The sequence below is a fragment of the Gillisella vitis genome, assembly GCF_001541345.2.
GTDB lineage: Bacteria > Pseudomonadota > Alphaproteobacteria > Rhizobiales > Rhizobiaceae > Allorhizobium > Allorhizobium vitis.
On the sequence record NZ_LMVL02000008.1, the window covers coordinates 86956 to 102595 of the forward strand.

The following is a 15640-nucleotide window of genomic DNA, read 5'->3' on the forward strand; positions in this document are numbered from 1 at the left end:
CTTATTGGCCCAATCTTTCCAGCAGGGCCGGAACATGGACCTGATCGGCTTTGTAATTGCCGGTCAGCATATACATCATGATATTCACCCCGACCCGGTAGGAGATTTCCCGCTGGTTTTCATCCGGCGGCACAGTCGGCAGCATGGGCACACCATTGGCGTCGATGGCCCAGGCGGAGAGAAAATCATTGCCGGTGATGATGATCGGCGACACGCCGTCACCGCCCGAGGTCAGGCCGTTCTGGCTGGCGCGCGCCTCCTGTCGAGCCTCGACCCACAGTGGGCTGCCCGTGTAGCGGCCCGGATAGGTATGCAGCAGATAGAAGGACCGGTTGATCACATGGTCCTTCGGCACCGGCTCCAGCGGCGGAATATCGATATTGGCAAGAATCTGGCGCAGGCGCTCGCCATTGGCGCTGGCCCCGGCATCTCCTTGCCCACCCATACTGCCCAATTGGTCGCGGGTGTCGAACAGCACCGTGCCGCCGGAGCGCATATAGGCGTCGATCCGGCTGATCGCCTCGGCGCTTGGCATCGGGGCGCTGGCCGAAATCGGCCAGAAGATGATCGGGTAAAGCGATAGCTCGTCCTTGGCAATGTCCAGCCCGACTGGCGCGCCCGGCTCCAGCGTGGTGCGATAGGTGAGAAATTCGGTGAGCCCGCTTAAGCCCCGTTCCGAAATGCTATCGACGTCCTGCTCCCCGGTTTTCACATAGGCCAGATGGGTGGTATCCAGCCGTTGCAGCAGGATGTCGTCGCCCGGCTTGGCGTCATTGGCAAAGCCACGGTCCGCAGGCAGCAGGGTCAATGCCGCGGCCAGAACCACGAGCGCCCCAGCGCTTTTGGCGATCCGGGCTTTCGGCATTCGGGCAAAGGCGCCGCCCATGAGAAGCACAACCAGACTGTCGATGATGAACAGCGCCAATGCGACACCCAGCAGCGGCGGCTTCAGCGGTGTAGCGCTTGCCCCGGCCAGCGGCTCGCGCACCACCGGAACCGTCACGCCATCAAGGTTGATTGGTTTCAACTCAGCACCCGCTGGCAGAAGGTTGAGGGCGGAAAATCCATCTTCGGAGCCGTAAAGGCCGGGTGGATTGTCAAATGTGGCGGCAGGCGGGCGCTTAGGCCCCAGCTCCAGCGGCTTGGCATTGCTGGCCTCGGCCGTCAGTCCGCCATGCTCGGTCAGCAGCCGGTAGGGCGGCAGGCTGGCGGCTGCGGCAGTGGCATTGCTACCGGTACTGGCGCCGCTGGCATGAGCCATCTGCACGACACGGCGCAGCATTTCCACAAAATCGCCTGAGATCGGCAGATTGGACCAACTGGCCTCGGCGCTGACATGGAACAGCACGATGCGCCCGGCACCGCTATCCCTGGCGGTGACCAGCGGTGTGCCATCGGCAAGGCTTGCCCAGGTGCGGCTGGCGAGATCAGGGGTCGGTTCAGCCAGAACCTGCCGCTTGACCAGCACGCCATCGGGTGGCGCAAGCCCGGCAAATGGGCTGGTTGGCGGGAAGGGGGCCAGCGGTTGCGGCTCCGACCACGAGAGCGCACCGCCCAATTGGCGTTCGCCCTGGCGCAGCGTTACCGGCACCAGCGGATCGTCGGCGGGGGCAGCGGCAAGCCTTGGTCCGGCGAACCGGATCAGCGTGCCGCCGCGTTGCAGCCAGCGTTGCAGCTGCTGCTGCACATCCGGCGGCAGGCGGCCAATATCGGCCATGATCAGCGCCGAGGGGTTCTGCTGCAACAACTCGGGAATGGCTCTGGCCAGATCCTTGTCACTGGATTTGATCAGATCGGCATAGGGTTGCAGCGCCCGCTGGATGTAATAGAGCGGCGATAGCAGCGGCTGGAATTCGTCATTGGCGTCACCAGCCAGCAGCGCCACCTTGCGGCGGCGAAAACCGTCATCCAAAAGCTGGACCGCACCGGCTGTGCCATAACCGGCAAGGCTTAACCGGGCAAAATCATTGCGCAACTCGAAAGGTGCGGCAATCTCGGCTGTGGCAACGCTTTGTCCGGCGGCAAAACTAGCGGTGCCAGACGCAATCGGTCGTCCCTGCTGGTCCTGCGCATCGACGATGACCTGCTGGGGATCGGCAGACGACAGACGGGTGACTTTGGCGACGAGCTGATCGACACCATTTGTGGCTCCGGTCAGGGCGACACTTGCCTTGCCATCATCGGTAATCACCCGCAATTCGGCAGGGGCAAGGGCGGAGAATTGCCTGCCGATCTGTTCGCTTTCGCTGGCCGCGAGACCGTCGCTCAGGAAGGCCAGCGTGCCGGGCCTTGTGCCCTTCAGCGCTGCTGTCAACCCGGTGAGGGCGCGGTTGCGGTCCGGTGTCAGAGGACGGGGCCGGGCGGCGCTCAGCCTTTCTCGGGCAGTGGCGGCATTGACGGGGACGGCATCCTGGGTCAGGTCAGCGGTCAGCACCAGGGAAATCGGCAGATTGCTGTTTTCGGCCTCATCGATCAGGCCGTTTGCGGTCTCGACGCGGCGCTCCCAATCGGTGACGCTGGCCCAGCTGTTGTCGATGACCAGAACGAGCGGCCCACCCCCAGCAACTGATGTGCCACGCGGGTTGAGCACCGGCTCGGCCAAGGCCAGAATGACCAGGGTTGCCATCGCCATGCGCAGCAGCGTCAGCCACCATGGGCTTCGGGCCGGGGTTTCCTCCCGTTTCAGCACCCGGGCCAGAATGCGCAGCGGCGGAAACACCTCCATCTGCGGGCGCGGCGGCGTCAGTTTCAGCAGGAACCAGATGGCTGGCAGCACGACGAGTGCGCCGAGCAGGGCAGGACTGGCAAAGGCAAGCGGAAGGCCACCCATTACGCGCCTCCACGATGCGAAAGCTGCGGCGCGCCCGACAAATGCATATGCACCTTGACCAGCGCTTCTGAGGCAAGGCGATCGGTGAGATGCGGGGTGAAACTCCAGCCCAGCCGCCGCAATTCCTCGCTCAAGGCTTCACGGCGCAGGAAATAGGCGCGGCGATAGTCATCCCTGATGCCTTCGGCGCGACCTGATACCAGCTTTTCGCCTGTTTCCGGGTCGGTAAATTCGGTGCGGCCCGCATAGGGAAACAGTTCCTCCGCCGGATCGGCAACCTCGATGACATGGCCGCGCAACCCGCGCCGCGCCAGCGGTGCAATGCCCGCCATGATCGCATCGGGATCATCGAGAAAATCACCGATCAGCACGATATCGCTGGCATTGCGGATCATGGCGGTATCGGGAAGGCCCTGATTGGGCAGGCCGCTCAGGTCCGGCGCATGGATCAGCGCTGCCGCTAGCCGCTCAGAAGCGTTGCGGGCGGAAATCGGCTCCATGATGCCGGGGCAGCCGATGCGCTCGCCGGAGCGCGCCAGCACTTCAGCCAGCGCCAGCATCAGCACCAGCGCCCGGCTTTCCTTGGAAACACTGCCGAAGCGGGATTTATACATCATCGAGGGCGACAGATCGGCCCAGAGCCAGATCGTATGGGCCGCTTCCCATTCGCGGTCACGGATGTAGAGATGATCGTCGCGGGCCGAGCGGCGCCAATCGATTCCGGCCAGGCTTTCGCCCTCGGCATAGGGGCGAAACTGCCAGAAATTTTCGCCAATGCCGCGTTTTCTGCGGCCATGCCAGCCGGAAATCACCGTATTGGCGATGCGCTTGGCTTCCACCATGCAGTCGGGAATAAGGGCAGCGCGTTGGCGGGCGCGAGCCAGAACATCCCCGGTCGGGGTTTTCTCGACGATCCGTCCGTCAACGGCCCCTCTCATCGCTTCTGGTGCAAATGCTGCCAAAACGCTACCGCCCCCTCACGCTTTACTGTGCTTAATGAGGCTTGGTTTAATCAAGCTGGCGATCACGTCACGCACCGCCATGCCTTCGGCACGGGCCGTAAAGGTCAAGGCCATGCGGTGCTGAAGCACCGGTTCGGCCAGCGCGTGCACATCGTCAATCGATGGCGCAAGACGGCCTTCGTAAAGCGCACGGGCGCGGGCGCAGAGCATCAAGGCCTGTCCGGCGCGCGGACCTGGACCCCAGGCGACATGCTTGTCGGTTTCGGTATGACCTTGACCGGGCCGGGCGGCGCGCACCAGCGACAGGATGGCATCAACCACGCTATCAGGCACCGGCATCTGACGGATCAGGCGTTGAATATCGAGCAGGCGCGGCGCATCCAGCACGGCGCTGGCATGGCTGTCACCGACACCGGTTGTGTCGAGCAGGATCTGCCGTTCCGCCGCCAGATCCGGGTAGCCGACATCGACCTGCAACAGGAAGCGGTCGAGCTGGGCTTCCGGCAGCGGATAGGTGCCTTCCTGTTCCAGCGGGTTCTGTGTGGCCAGAACATGGAAAGGGGCGGGCAGGTCATAGCGCTGACCGGCGATGGTAATGTGATATTCCTGCATGGATTGCAGCAGGGCGGATTGGGTGCGGGGGCTGGCCCGGTTGATTTCATCGGCCATCAGCAATTGCGCAAACACCGGCCCCTTGACGAAGCGGAAGGAGCGGCGGCCATGCTCGTCCTGGTCCATCACCTCGGTGCCGAGAATGTCTGATGGCATCAGGTCGGGGGTGAACTGGATGCGGTTGGCGTCCAGCCCCAGCACGGTGCCAAGCGTCGTCACCAGCTTGGTCTTGGCCAGGCCCGGCACACCGACCAGCAGCGCATGGCCACCGGAGAGAATGGCCAGCAGGGTGTTTTCCACCACCTTTTCCTGCCCGAAAATCACCTTTGAGACCTCGGCGCGCACGCTAGCAATTTCGGCCAGGGCCTGTTCGGCTTGGGCGACGATGGCTTTTTCATCGAGCGCGGTGTCCGTGGTGTTGATCATGCCCATGGCGGTCTCCGTTGGCTCATATCGTCATTGGTAGGTAAGGCAGGCCTGTGCCGATTGCCAGAAGAATCGATCATTACGTGTATCGGCACAGTTTATCTAACTTATTCCCCAGGCGGCGGCTGACAAGCGGGTTTGAAATGACTATCTCGTGTCCCATGTCTCACTTCGATATCTAATAAGGTTAAAACCGGGACGCAAACATGGCAGGCGATGAAAACATTGAGGCGGGCGATGCGGCTGGATTGGCCGCGATGATTGCCCGCGCCGCCGACCAGACGGCAGGGGGCAAGCCCGGCCTTCCACCGGTCGAGCGCTGGAATCCGCCGTTTTGCGGCGATATCGACATGGAAATCCAGGCCGATGGCAGTTGGCTCTATCTCGGCACGCCGATTGGCCGCGCACCCTTGGTGCGATTGTTTTCAACCGTGCTGCGCAAGGACGAGGATGGGCGGACCTATCTGGTCACGCCTGTGGAAAAACTGGGAATCAAGGTCGCAGACGCCCATTTCGTCGCCGTGGAAATGACGGTTGGCGCAAGGGATGGCGAAGCTGTGTTGACCTTTCGCACCAATGTTGGCGATCTGGTTGAGGCCGGGCCTGAGCATCCACTGCGGTTTGTGATCGAGGGCGAACACCAGCAATTGAAGCCCTATCTTGCCGTGCGCGGACGGCTGGAGGCGTTGGTATCGCGTGCCGTGACCTATGAATTGATGGCGCTGGGCGAGGTGGTGGATATCGACGGGCAAGCGATGTTTGCAATTCGCTCCGGCTGTCAGACTTTTGCCGTGATGCCAGCGGCGGATCTGGATGGACTGGCATCATGATGGAAACCGAGCGCAACGATTTGACCCTGCCGGGCTTTACCGCCGATGAATTTCGCCGACGGGCGCTTAACCAGAGCGGCGCGCCGCTGGAAACCGCCTGGCGCGACCATGGCGATCACGTGCTGAATACCGATATCCTGCTGAAGCTGGAAGGCCTGCGGCTGAAGGATGCCGCCGTGCTGGTGCCGGTGGTGGATGATGGCGATGATGCGCGGATCATCCTGACCCAGCGCACCACGACACTGCGCAAGCATTCCGGCCAGATCGCCTTTCCCGGCGGCGGTATCGATGAGGAAGATGCAAGCCCGGAAGCGGCAGCGCTGCGTGAGGCGGAAGAGGAAATCGGCCTCGATCCGCGCTTTGTCGAGACGGTCGGACGCCTGCCGCATTATCTCGCCGGTACCGGTTTTCGCATCATGCCGGTGTTGGCGGTGGTGCAGCCGGGATTTCGCCTGACCATTAACCCGGATGAAGTGGCCGATGTGTTCGAGGTGCCGCTGTCCTTCCTGATGGACCCGGACAATCACCGCCGCGACAGCAAAGTCTTTAATGGGACGACTAGGCATTTTTATGTGATGCCCTATGGCGAGCGCCAGATCTGGGGCATCACCGCAGGCATTCTGCGCACGCTTTATGAAAGGCTTTATGCATGACGACGGTTGCGGATCAGCCCTGGTTTCAGGATGCGGCGCTGGCCAAGGTCTTTACTCTGTTGAACGCCGATGGCGGCGAGGTACGGGTGGTGGGCGGCGCGGTGCGCAACAGCCTGCTGGGGGAGCCGGTTGGCGATATCGATCTCGCCACAACGCTTGTTCCGTCCGAAGTGACGGCCCGGGCCGAGGCGGCGGACATCAAGGCAGTGCCAACAGGCATTGAGCATGGCACGGTGACACTGGTGATCGGCGGCAAGCCGTTTGAAGTGACGACGCTGCGGCGCGACATGGAAACCGATGGCCGCCACGCCGAGGTCGCGTTCGGCACCGACTGGCAGGTGGATGCCGAGCGGCGGGATTTCACCATCAATGCGCTCTATGCTACGGCGTCTGGCGAAGTGATCGATCCGGTCGGCGGGCTGGCGGATCTTGAAACCGGCACGCTGCGGTTCATTGGCGATGCCCGCCTGCGGATTGCCGAGGATTATCTGCGGGTGCTGCGCTTCTTCCGGTTTTTTGCCTGGTACGGACGCGGACGCCCGGATGCCGATGGCCTGCGGGCCTGTGCGGCAGCGCGTGATGAATTGCACCGGCTGTCTGCCGAGCGGGTCTGGTCGGAGACGAAAAAGCTGCTTTCCGCCAAAGATCCGGGCCGGGCGCTGCTGTGGATGCGCCAATCGGGCGTGTTGACGGCGATCCTACCGGAAACGGAAAAATGGGGGATCGACGCCATTCCGGGCCTGATCGCCACGGAAATCGCCCTGAACTGGCAGGCGGAGCCACTGTTGCGGCTTGTGGCGATGGTGCCGAATGATCCTGAACGGATGAAGGGGCTGGCTGAGCGGCTGAAACTGTCGCGGGCCGAGGCCGAGTTTTTACAGCGCTTTGCCACAGTACCGAAGATCAAGGACGACATGGCTGACCTCGCTCTCGACCGATTGCTCTATCGGCAAGACAAACCGGGCATCGTCGCACAGTTGAAATTGTCGCTGGCAGCGGCCCGTGCCAAGGCAGAGGGCGATACGGCCAGCATGGCCGCTTCGGCGCGCTGGTTCCGGCTGCTGCAAAGGGCGCGGGCTTTCGAAAAGCCCGTCTTTCCCATCACCGGAGGCGACGCCATTGCCGCCGGTCTTGCGCCGGGTCCCGAAATTGGCCGGGTGCTTGCGACGCTGGAAGACAGCTGGGTTCAGGCAAATTTCACCTTTAGCCGGGAAAAGCTTCTCTCCCGGCTCAAAGAGGCGGTTACGCCATCGGGTTGATCGCGATCAGGCGGCCCGATCACTTTGTTTGGGTGTCGTGCTGTGCTTATGCGCTGCGGTGTCGTCATCGCTTGTATCGGTAATGCGCGCACGGACATTCTGTACCATATGTTCGCGGATCACGCTTTCTCCATGCACCATACGCATATGCTCGACCGCGCGATGCACCACCTCGGCCTCTTCATTGGCGCGCGTATGCCATTCGCAACCGGGTACGAGACTTCCACATTCGAATTGTTTCATGGTTTTTTCCTCCCGAAGCATTGCTGCGGTGAGGCGTCGTTGGCAACGACCCCTCAAAGGTCAGTGCTTCCTGTTATTCAAGAATTTTTGCATGGAGCTTGTCAAACGCTTCGCCTAGCGGCTTGGCGCTCTCTTCCAATTGTTATGAAGGCAATTGTTATGAAGGGACATTCCGCCCCTTCATAAACTATTGTTTCGCCAGACTATTTATTCCGGCATCGCCCAGGCGTAAAATACCGAGCTTGGGCCGTTGACCGTGTTTTTGCTGACCATTTTATGGGCGTCGTTGGTGCGATGTTCGCGGCCATGCAGGCCGGCAAGCCGCAATTTTGCCTGTTCGACAAAGTAGCAATGCGGCAGGTTGGCATCGCTGGACGCTTTCAGGTCATGCGCCATGCGATCAATCAGCTCCGCTGTGTCGATCAGTCGGTCGCGACCGGTCCGATCTGCGGAATTCGTCATATCAGTGGGAATAGTCATGCTGTGCGTAGCCATTGCAATCCTCCTCCTCATTCCATAGGCGACAGGATAACACGGGAACGCGACATGCCAATGTTAATTTTCGATTAACGGGCCTGTAATGCAGTTTTTGTTAATCAAGATAATATGAATTGAACGTTATCGCAGCGAAAGCCCCTATAATTATGGGGTTTCTGCTGCGATCAGGCCCATTCTGAAGCAGATTTTCGCCTCAAGGCCAGCGGACGAGGGGCGGAAGCGATGATAAAATCGATTCGACATTGCCGCCGGTCTTCAGGCCAAAGATCGTGCCGCGGTCATAGAGCAGATTGAACTCCACGTAGCGGCCCCGGCGCACCAGTTGTTCCTCCCGGTCTTCATCTGTCCATGGCGTGTTGAAGTTGCGCCGAACCAGATCGGGATAGACGGAGGCGAACTTGCGTCCGACATCCTGCACGAAGGCGAAATTGGCGGCCCAGAGGTCAAACTTTTCCCCGGCATGCAGCCAGTCGAAGAAAATTCCACCGATGCCACGCGGTTCCTGACGGTGCGGCAGGAAGAAATATTCCTCGCACCACGCTTTGTAATGCGGATAATCGGCAATGTCAGGATGGGCAGAACAGGCGGATTCGAGCGCGGCATGAAAGGCCACTGTGTCGGCATCCTCCTGAGTACGGCGGCGATCCAGCACCGGGGTCAGGTCTGCCCCGCCACCGAACCACTGGCTGGTGGTGACCACCATGCGGGTGTTCATATGCACAGCCGGAACATGCGGATTACAGGGATGGGCGATCAGCGAAATGCCCGAGGCCCAGAACCTTGGATCTTCCTCGGCACCTGGCATCTGCTTGCGAAATTCCGGCGAAAATTCGCCATGCACCGTAGAGGTATGAACGCCGACCTTCTCAAACACCCGGCCATTCATCATCGACATGCGTCCGCCACCGCCGAGGCCTTCTTCGCGCTGCCAGTCCTTTGGCACAAAGCGTCCGGGTTCGCGCTCGCTCAAGGGGCCGGTCAATTCGTCTTCCAGCGCTTCGAAAGACCGGCAGATCTGGTCACGAAGGCTTTCGAACCAGGCGCGGGCGGTGGCTTTTTTCGCCTCGATATCCTCAGGCAGGCCTTTGGGCAGAATGGGCCGTTGCATATGCTCTCCCTGTCGCCGCTTTCATCAGATCCCGGCGTGTTGATCGAAGCACGGTGACTATCAGATCTGGCCCGGTTGTGCCATCGCCGCCAAACCGCCTGAGACTGGAAAAACCGTCGCGGATAGCTTATCATCGGGTCTCGAAAGGCCGGGTCTAGAAAGGATTGTCACCATGACAGGAAAACGTCCTCTTCCGCCGCTCGACGGCCTGAAACGGCAGATTGCCCGCCACCGTGATCGGCAGACACAAGAACGGGGGCAGGCGATACGGGATGCCTCGCCCTTCATTCGGGAAACCTTTCGCCTCAACCGGGAAGAGGCGCGCGCCAAGGCACGCGAATGGTTCGATGCCTTTCCCAAGGCCGCCTACTGGACCGAAGTGGAAAGCTGGCGGCAACTGGAGGGCGATGCCATCGAGTTTACCATGCGGCGTTTGTCGTCTGCGGATTGAGGCTTGGCCTGATCCGGCGTCCTTCTCAGCAGCTTGGCGTTGAATATTTCTTAATCGTTAAAATTGCAGTCTTTGCTGAAAGGTGATGGAAATATCTCGTAGATTATAAATCCCTTACATTGTGGGGTATTTTTCTTCAAAGCGCATTTAGGCGTTTTAAGGCCCACGACGTTAAAGGGGGCAGCATGGATTCCGTATCGATCAATTCCACGTCTGCATCGGCCCTGTCTCTTCTGAGCGGGTCTTCGAAGGCGCTTGAAGCGACCCAGACCAAGGTTGCAACAGGCAAGAAGGTCGATGACGCCTCTGATAACGCCGCCTATTGGTCGATTGCCACGACGATGAAATCCGACAGCCTATCGCTGTCGAGCGCCGAGGATGCCACGGCACTGTCGGCTGCGGTCTCCGACACCGCAGCCCTTGGGCTGGAGCAGGCAACGGGGCTGGTTTCCGACATCCAGGCCAAGCTGATTGCCTCCAAGGCTGCCGGTGCCAACAAGGGGGCGATCAATGACGAGATCAGCCAGCTCAAGGAGCAGCTTTCGACCGTGACGCAGTCTTCCAGCTTCAACGGCCAGAACTGGCTGGCGCTTGACAGCAATCAGTCACCGAAAGTGACCTCGATGGTGTCCTCGGTCGGCACCGATGGCAGCGGCAATCTGGCGGTCAACGTCACGAATTTCGACACGGCGCAAAGCGTGCTGACCAGTAAAAACGATGCCAGCGACGGCATTCTGACGCGCTCGACCCTGACCATTGGCTCCGATGGAAGTGCAAGCGAATATTATCTGATGAATGTCGGCTCCCAGACGCCAGCCGCACCGACTGCTGCGGAAATTGCCATTTCCAATGATACGTCGAATGCGCAGATCGACGCGATGATCGGTGCCACCCAATCCATCCTTTCCAGCATGACCGATGCCAGCGCCGCCGTCGGCGCCACCCAAAACCGGATTTCTAACAGCTCCGATTTGATGAAGGATCTACAGGATACCGCCACGATCAGCATTGGCCGCTTGACCGATGCCGATATGGAAGAGGAAGCCACCAAGCTTTCGGCGCAAAGCGTCCAATCCCAGTTGCAGACGGCCACCCTCAGCATTGCCAACAGCCAGCAGAAGAGCCTGGCACAGCTGTTTATGTGACAGCTGTGCCAAGGTGATAGCTTTTGCAAACACGCCTTACCGCTTGCGCGATCTGTTACGCTTGCGGGTATTGCCTGGTTGATTGCTGGCTTGCTTAACGGGCGCGGGCGTATTGGCAATAGCGACAGGCTCGGAAATCGTTTGGACGGGCGCTTCGGGAGCCAATCCGTCAGGAGCCAGCATCTGCGCAGTGTCTGCATTGTCTTCAGGGGTAACCGGCTCGGAGAGCTGCGCATCGGCAGGCTGCGGCCGGATGGCGTCGTGCGTGTTGTCGGCTGCCGTCGTGTCGACGGGTTCGGCAGATGGCTCCAGTTCCGGTTCCAATGAAACCGGCTCCTCAACGATAACTCTCTCATCATCGTTTCTGTCATTGTCGTTCATGGCGCTGGCCTGGGGGGCACTGGCTTCAGGCACGACAGGCGGAACGACCAGAGCCAAAAGCGAAGGAATTGCATTTTCAACCGGTGCGTCTGTTCTTGCCGTGTCCGAGGCATTGGCGGATGACGCGGACAGCGCCTTCACCAAAAGATCGGTGATTTTCAGCGCACCCGGCAGGGATATGTTGGTCGAATGGCCGGCGCGTGCGACGCGGACGATGTTGGTCACCGGAGCCGTGGCATTCAATTCGCCGTACCAGTCGAGTTCACCGATGATCGCCAAGGGCGGCGAAAACGGCGCGGGCAGCGCGACCCGGGTGCTGAACGTGATGATCTGCAACCGCTCGGCCAAGATGGAAAGCCGTTCGGGTGCTTCTTTTTCGATCGCGTTCAGCGCTTCAGCGACGATCTGGTTGCCTTTGGAATGGCCGGTGACGAGGTTGAACCGCAGATCCGGGTGGCAAAGAAGCGCCTGGACCGTATCGGCATCGAGACTGGTGCGGCGCGGCGGTTGCGATGGTTTCGGGCGACGCTGGTAGGCGCCGAATTGCGGACGCCCAACCAGATCGTCGATCATTTCGAAATTGCGGCGCAAAAAGCCCAGCGGGCCAAAGAAAAACGCGCCGCCCAGCGCTTCCGCGACGACATCGCCAAGTCCATAGCCGGACACCACCGCGCAGACCGGCGCCTCGATGGCGTCGGCGACATTGCGGGCAAAGGCGGCAGCCCCGGCAGCCGAGCCACCAATACCCGCCACCGCCATGGCTCTGACCTCGCGGCCACCGCGCAGCAGATATTCATCCACCGTTTCGCATAGCGTCAGCATGCCCTGGCCGGTGGGTGGCACGATCATGATCAGCCCTTCGGCGGCCAATGCGTCGCTGATATAGAAGGCCTCGTCCGAGGTCAGCGCCCGGATGTCGTAATAGAGCGCATCAAGGCTGCTGTTGCGCAATCGCCAGGGTTCCAGCGCGACATTGCGCAAGGGCCGCTTTTGCAGCCTTTCCGGCAGCGAAAGTGACCGGGCGAATTGGGTCAAGCCAAAGGTGAAGGCTGTCTCGAACATTGGTCTTCTCCCATGTGTTTTGTTGCATTGCAACTTATGGGCGCGCGATTCGATTAGCAACTGTTACTTTATTTTTTTTGCACTAACGAAAAGACGGTATTCGTCCATCATTGCAAATCCAACCCAGCATAGCACAGGCTGAACCGGCTGGCTTTGTGCAAAGCCAAATTTCCATGCACATGTCTGTGTGGTGTTTATCGCGATGAAACGATACGAGCTGCGGTATATTCCGCGGGCTCAGCACCGCGTTTGGCGCAGCGCCTCACCGGCAATCATGGCGGCCGACATCGCGACATTGATGGAGCGTTGGCCCTCGACCATCGGGATCAGGATGCGGGCATCTGCGCCGTCATGGACATGATCAGGCACGCCAGCACTTTCGCGGCCAAACAGCAGGATATCGTCGGGCTGGAAGGTCAGTTCGGTATAGGGCATGGCCGCCTTGGTGGAGGCCAGAACCAGCCGACGCCCGCTCTCCTTGCGCCAATCCTCAAATTGCGCCCAGTTGACGTGCCGGGTCAGGGTGACGGCGGCAAGATAGTCCATTCCGGCCCGCTTCAGATTGCGGTCCGACAGGTCGAAACCGGCAGGCTCGATGATATCGACACCGAGGCCAAGGCAGGCGGCGAGCCGCAGGATCGTGCCGGTATTGCCGGGAATATCCGGCTGGTAAAGGGCTATGCGGAGCGCAGAAGGGGAGACGCCGGGGATGCTATTGGTCATGGCGTTTGAATACCGGCTTCGCTGCGGCCTGTCTGTTGTCGATGGGCAACAGTGCGACCGCAAAACAGGGTGCCGTTCCGATTGCGACTTTTCAATTTCCCGCTGCGTCTTTATTGAAAGTGCATCTTCACTCGAGACAGGGAGGCACGCATGACCGATATCCACTGGATGCGCCACCCCGCTGCACCAAATCTACGACAGCGCTGAGCATTCTCGATTTTTCCTTGATGTATCTGAACGGCAGCGCCTGACCTGCAATCGTGCAGGATGCGATGTCTTTCTCAATCCCATGGCTGATTTCGCCTGAGCCTTTGTGGTCAGGCGGTCATGCCGTCAATCGGCTGGTCCTTTCGCGGCTGGCCGCCGTCTACCGATCCGGGCTTGCATATCCCGGTTGCCCTATCCCGGTTGCTTTGCCGCGATACACGCTATATCGGTCCGGCAAGCTGATGGAGACTGAAGATGTTTAGCTGGTTCGAACGCCAACTCAATCCCTATCCGGCCAAGCAGCCCAGCCTGCCGCCCAAGGGTCTGTTTCGCTTCATCTGGCATTATACCAGGCCCGCTGCCGGCTGGCTGGCGCTGATGGCTGTGCTGGTAATGCTGATTGCGGTGGGTGAGGTGATGCTCTTCCAGTTCCTTGGCGATATCGTCACCTGGCTGTCGCATGCCAACCGCGATACGTTCCTGCAAACCGAGGCTTGGCGGCTGGTGGGCATGGGCGCCTTGGTCCTGGTGTTTCTGCCGGGCATTGCCACGATCAATTCGCTGATCGTGCATCAGACCCTGCTGGGCAATTTCCCGATGATCGCCCGCTGGCAGATGCATCGCTTCCTGCTCAACCATTCCATGACGTTTTTCGCCAACGAGTTTTCCGGCCGGGTCTCGACCAAGGTGATGCAGACCTCGCTCGCGGTGCGCGAAACCGTGGTCAAGGTGCTGGACGTTTTCGTCTATGTCATCACCTATTTTATCTCGATGCTGGTGGTGATTGCGTCGGCTGACCTGCGCCTGCTGGTGCCAATGCTGATCTGGCTCTGCATCTATATCTCGATTGTCACCTATTACGTGCCAAGGCTGCGCAAGATCGCAGCGCTTCAGGCCGATACCCGCTCGACCATGACCGGGCGGATCGTCGATAGCTATACCAACATCGCCACGGTCAAGCTGTTCTCCCACACACGGCGGGAGGAGGATTATGCCAAGGGCGCCATGGACGAATTCCTGCAATCCGTGCATGCGCAGATGCGCAAGGTGACGCTGTTCCAGGTGCTGGTCTATCTCAACAATTGCACGGTGATTTTCATGATCGGCGCGCTGTCTGTCTGGCTGTGGCTGACGGCCTCCATCCAGGTCGGTGCTATCGCCATTGCCATCGGGCTTGCCATGCGGGTCAACAGCATGTCGCAATGGGTGATGTGGGAAGTGTCGGCGCTGTTTGAAAATATCGGCACCGTTTATGACGGCATGGAGATGATGACCAAGCCGCATGACATCACCGACAAGCCCGATGCCAAGCCACTGACCGTGCCCAAGGGCGAGATTGTCTATGACAAGGTCCGTTTCCACTATGGAAAGACGCGCGGCGTGATCGATGATTTCTCGTTGACCATCCGGGCTGGCGAAAAGGTCGGGCTGGTTGGCCGCTCCGGCGCGGGCAAGACGACGCTGATGAACCTGCTGCTGCGGTTCTACGATGTCGAAAAGGGCCACGTCACCATCGACGGGCAGGATATCGGGTCGGTGACCCAGGATAGCCTGCGCGGCCAGATTGGCGTCGTCACGCAGGATACCTCGCTGCTGCACCGGTCGATCCGCGACAACATTGCCTATGGCCGCCCGGATGCCAGCGATGCCGAAGTGGTCGAGGCGGCAAAACGCGCCAATGCCTGGGACTTCATCGAGCACCTCGTCGATATGCAGGGCCGGGTCGGGCTGGATGCGCAGGTGGGCGAGCGCGGCGTGAAACTGTCCGGTGGTCAGCGCCAGCGGATTGCCATCGCCCGGGTCTTCCTGAAAAATGCGCCGATCCTGGTACTGGACGAGGCGACCTCGGCGCTTGACTCAGAGGTAGAGGCCGCCATTCAGGAGAGCCTGTTTGCCCTGATGGAGGGCAAGACGGTGATCGCCATCGCCCATCGCCTCTCGACACTGACCGAAATGGACCGTCTGGTGGTGCTGGACAAAGGCCGGATCATCGAGACCGGCACCCACCACCAGCTTGCCAGCCAGGGCGGCGTCTATGCCGATCTGTGGAACCGCCAGTCGGGTGGGTTTTTGGGAGACGAGGCCACCGAAGTGCAGGAAACGGCGGCGGAGTGAATGTCATGACATGCATCAGAGCATCGTACTGATTCCGGTTTTCAGTAAGGTGTTCTAGGCTTTGAGACAGGTCGCTTTCGAAAATCTGGCTCGGAAACAATAACATCGCGCTGGTTCGCGCGATGTTATTTGAGG

At 60.3% G+C, this 15640-nt stretch carries 13 protein-coding genes and 1 pseudogene; 6 read left to right on the top strand and 8 right to left on the bottom strand.

What is annotated here, in order from left to right:
* Position 1: 1 nt before the first annotated feature.
* The 3 genes from ASB66_RS22530 to ASB66_RS22540 are packed head-to-tail and all read right to left on the bottom strand — an operon-like array spanning position 2 to position 4836.
* Positions 2 to 2830, bottom strand: a complete 2829-nt coding sequence (locus tag ASB66_RS22530; protein WP_114386937.1) for a DUF4159 domain-containing protein — start codon at positions 2828 to 2830, stop codon at positions 2 to 4.
* Positions 2830 to 3768, bottom strand: a complete 939-nt coding sequence (locus ASB66_RS22535; RefSeq protein WP_060719873.1) for a DUF58 domain-containing protein — start codon at positions 3766 to 3768, stop codon at positions 2830 to 2832. Before ASB66_RS22535 ends, ASB66_RS22530 begins: the two co-directional genes overlap by 1 nt.
* Positions 3769 to 3807: 39 nt before the next feature.
* Entirely contained in the window at positions 3808 to 4836 is a 1029-nt protein-coding gene (locus tag ASB66_RS22540) for an AAA family ATPase (protein ID WP_060719872.1), read from the bottom strand.
* Positions 4837 to 5036: 200 nt separating this feature from the next.
* Here ASB66_RS22540 and ASB66_RS22545 point away from each other — a divergent pair, with 200 nt between their 5' ends.
* The 3 genes from ASB66_RS22545 to ASB66_RS22555 are packed head-to-tail and all read left to right on the top strand — an operon-like array spanning position 5037 to position 7572.
* Positions 5037 to 5660 carry a DUF1285 domain-containing protein gene (locus ASB66_RS22545; protein WP_114386939.1) on the top strand — a complete coding sequence of 208 codons (624 nt, stop codon included), beginning with the start codon at positions 5037 to 5039 and terminating at the stop codon, positions 5658 to 5660.
* Positions 5657 to 6313 carry a CoA pyrophosphatase gene (locus ASB66_RS22550; protein WP_114386941.1) on the top strand — a complete coding sequence of 219 codons (657 nt, stop codon included), beginning with the start codon at positions 5657 to 5659 and terminating at the stop codon, positions 6311 to 6313. The genes ASB66_RS22545 and ASB66_RS22550 overlap by 4 nt, the downstream gene beginning before the upstream one ends.
* Entirely contained in the window at positions 6310 to 7572 is a 1263-nt protein-coding gene (locus ASB66_RS22555; RefSeq protein ID WP_114386943.1) for a CCA tRNA nucleotidyltransferase, read from the top strand. Before ASB66_RS22550 ends, ASB66_RS22555 begins: the two co-directional genes overlap by 4 nt.
* A gap of 75 nt (positions 7573 to 7647) precedes the next feature.
* Here the strand turns inward: ASB66_RS22555 and ASB66_RS22560 are convergent.
* From ASB66_RS22560 to hemF, 3 genes and pseudogenes are all read right to left on the bottom strand, one after another.
* A pseudogene (locus ASB66_RS22560) lies at positions 7648 to 7815 on the bottom strand (DUF1059 domain-containing protein); the annotation flags it as partial.
* Between the two features lie 207 nt (positions 7816 to 8022).
* Positions 8023 to 8310, bottom strand: a complete 288-nt coding sequence (locus ASB66_RS22565) for a hypothetical protein (protein WP_060719867.1) — start codon at positions 8308 to 8310, stop codon at positions 8023 to 8025.
* Positions 8311 to 8506: 196 nt separating this feature from the next.
* Entirely contained in the window at positions 8507 to 9421 is a 915-nt protein-coding gene (gene hemF / locus ASB66_RS22570) for an oxygen-dependent coproporphyrinogen oxidase (protein ID WP_060719866.1), read from the bottom strand.
* Between the two features lie 172 nt (positions 9422 to 9593).
* On the opposite strand from hemF, the gene ASB66_RS22575 reads away from it, so the two are divergent.
* A complete protein-coding gene (locus ASB66_RS22575; protein WP_060719865.1) occupies positions 9594 to 9872 on the top strand; it encodes a hypothetical protein in 279 nt (92 codons plus the stop codon).
* Positions 9873 to 10057: 185 nt separating this feature from the next.
* Positions 10058 to 11017, top strand: coding sequence for a flagellin N-terminal helical domain-containing protein (locus ASB66_RS22580; RefSeq protein WP_060719864.1), 960 nt, complete (start codon positions 10058 to 10060; stop codon positions 11015 to 11017).
* 36 nt (positions 11018 to 11053) lie between these two features.
* Here the strand turns inward: ASB66_RS22580 and ASB66_RS22585 are convergent, their stop codons facing one another.
* Entirely contained in the window at positions 11054 to 12460 is a 1407-nt protein-coding gene (locus ASB66_RS22585; protein WP_060719863.1) for a hypothetical protein, read from the bottom strand.
* Between the two features lie 237 nt (positions 12461 to 12697).
* Positions 12698 to 13183: a tRNA (cytidine(34)-2'-O)-methyltransferase gene (locus ASB66_RS22590; RefSeq protein WP_060719862.1), complete on the bottom strand. Its 486-nt coding sequence runs from the start codon at positions 13181 to 13183 to the stop codon at positions 12698 to 12700.
* A 462-nt stretch (positions 13184 to 13645) separates the two neighbouring features.
* Between ASB66_RS22590 and ASB66_RS22605 the strand changes: the two genes are divergently transcribed.
* Positions 13646 to 15505 (top strand): ABC transporter ATP-binding protein, encoded by a 1860-nt coding sequence (locus tag ASB66_RS22605; RefSeq protein WP_060719859.1) that lies wholly within the window; start codon positions 13646 to 13648, stop codon positions 15503 to 15505.
* Positions 15506 to 15640: the final 135 nt, after the last annotated feature.

Bases quoted from the DNA above. Each gene is read 5' to 3' on its own strand.
- ASB66_RS22530 (WP_114386937.1), bottom strand. From the start codon at position 2,830: ATGGGTGGCCTTCCGCTTGCCTTTGCCAGTCCTGCCCTGCTCGGCGCA.
- ASB66_RS22535 (WP_060719873.1), bottom strand. From the start codon at position 3,768: ATGAGAGGGGCCGTTGACGGACGGATCGTCGAGAAAACCCCGACCGGG.
- ASB66_RS22540 (WP_060719872.1), bottom strand. From the start codon at position 4,836: ATGGGCATGATCAACACCACGGACACCGCGCTCGATGAAAAAGCCATC.
- ASB66_RS22545 (WP_114386939.1), top strand. From the start codon at position 5,037: ATGGCAGGCGATGAAAACATTGAGGCGGGCGATGCGGCTGGATTGGCC.
- ASB66_RS22550 (WP_114386941.1), top strand. From the start codon at position 5,657: ATGATGGAAACCGAGCGCAACGATTTGACCCTGCCGGGCTTTACCGCC.
- ASB66_RS22555 (WP_114386943.1), top strand. From the start codon at position 6,310: ATGACGACGGTTGCGGATCAGCCCTGGTTTCAGGATGCGGCGCTGGCC.
- ASB66_RS22565 (WP_060719867.1), bottom strand. From the start codon at position 8,310: ATGGCTACGCACAGCATGACTATTCCCACTGATATGACGAATTCCGCA.
- hemF (WP_060719866.1), bottom strand. From the start codon at position 9,421: ATGCAACGGCCCATTCTGCCCAAAGGCCTGCCTGAGGATATCGAGGCG.
- ASB66_RS22575 (WP_060719865.1), top strand. From the start codon at position 9,594: ATGACAGGAAAACGTCCTCTTCCGCCGCTCGACGGCCTGAAACGGCAG.
- ASB66_RS22580 (WP_060719864.1), top strand. From the start codon at position 10,058: ATGGATTCCGTATCGATCAATTCCACGTCTGCATCGGCCCTGTCTCTT.
- ASB66_RS22585 (WP_060719863.1), bottom strand. From the start codon at position 12,460: ATGTTCGAGACAGCCTTCACCTTTGGCTTGACCCAATTCGCCCGGTCA.
- ASB66_RS22590 (WP_060719862.1), bottom strand. From the start codon at position 13,183: ATGACCAATAGCATCCCCGGCGTCTCCCCTTCTGCGCTCCGCATAGCC.
- ASB66_RS22605 (WP_060719859.1), top strand. From the start codon at position 13,646: ATGTTTAGCTGGTTCGAACGCCAACTCAATCCCTATCCGGCCAAGCAG.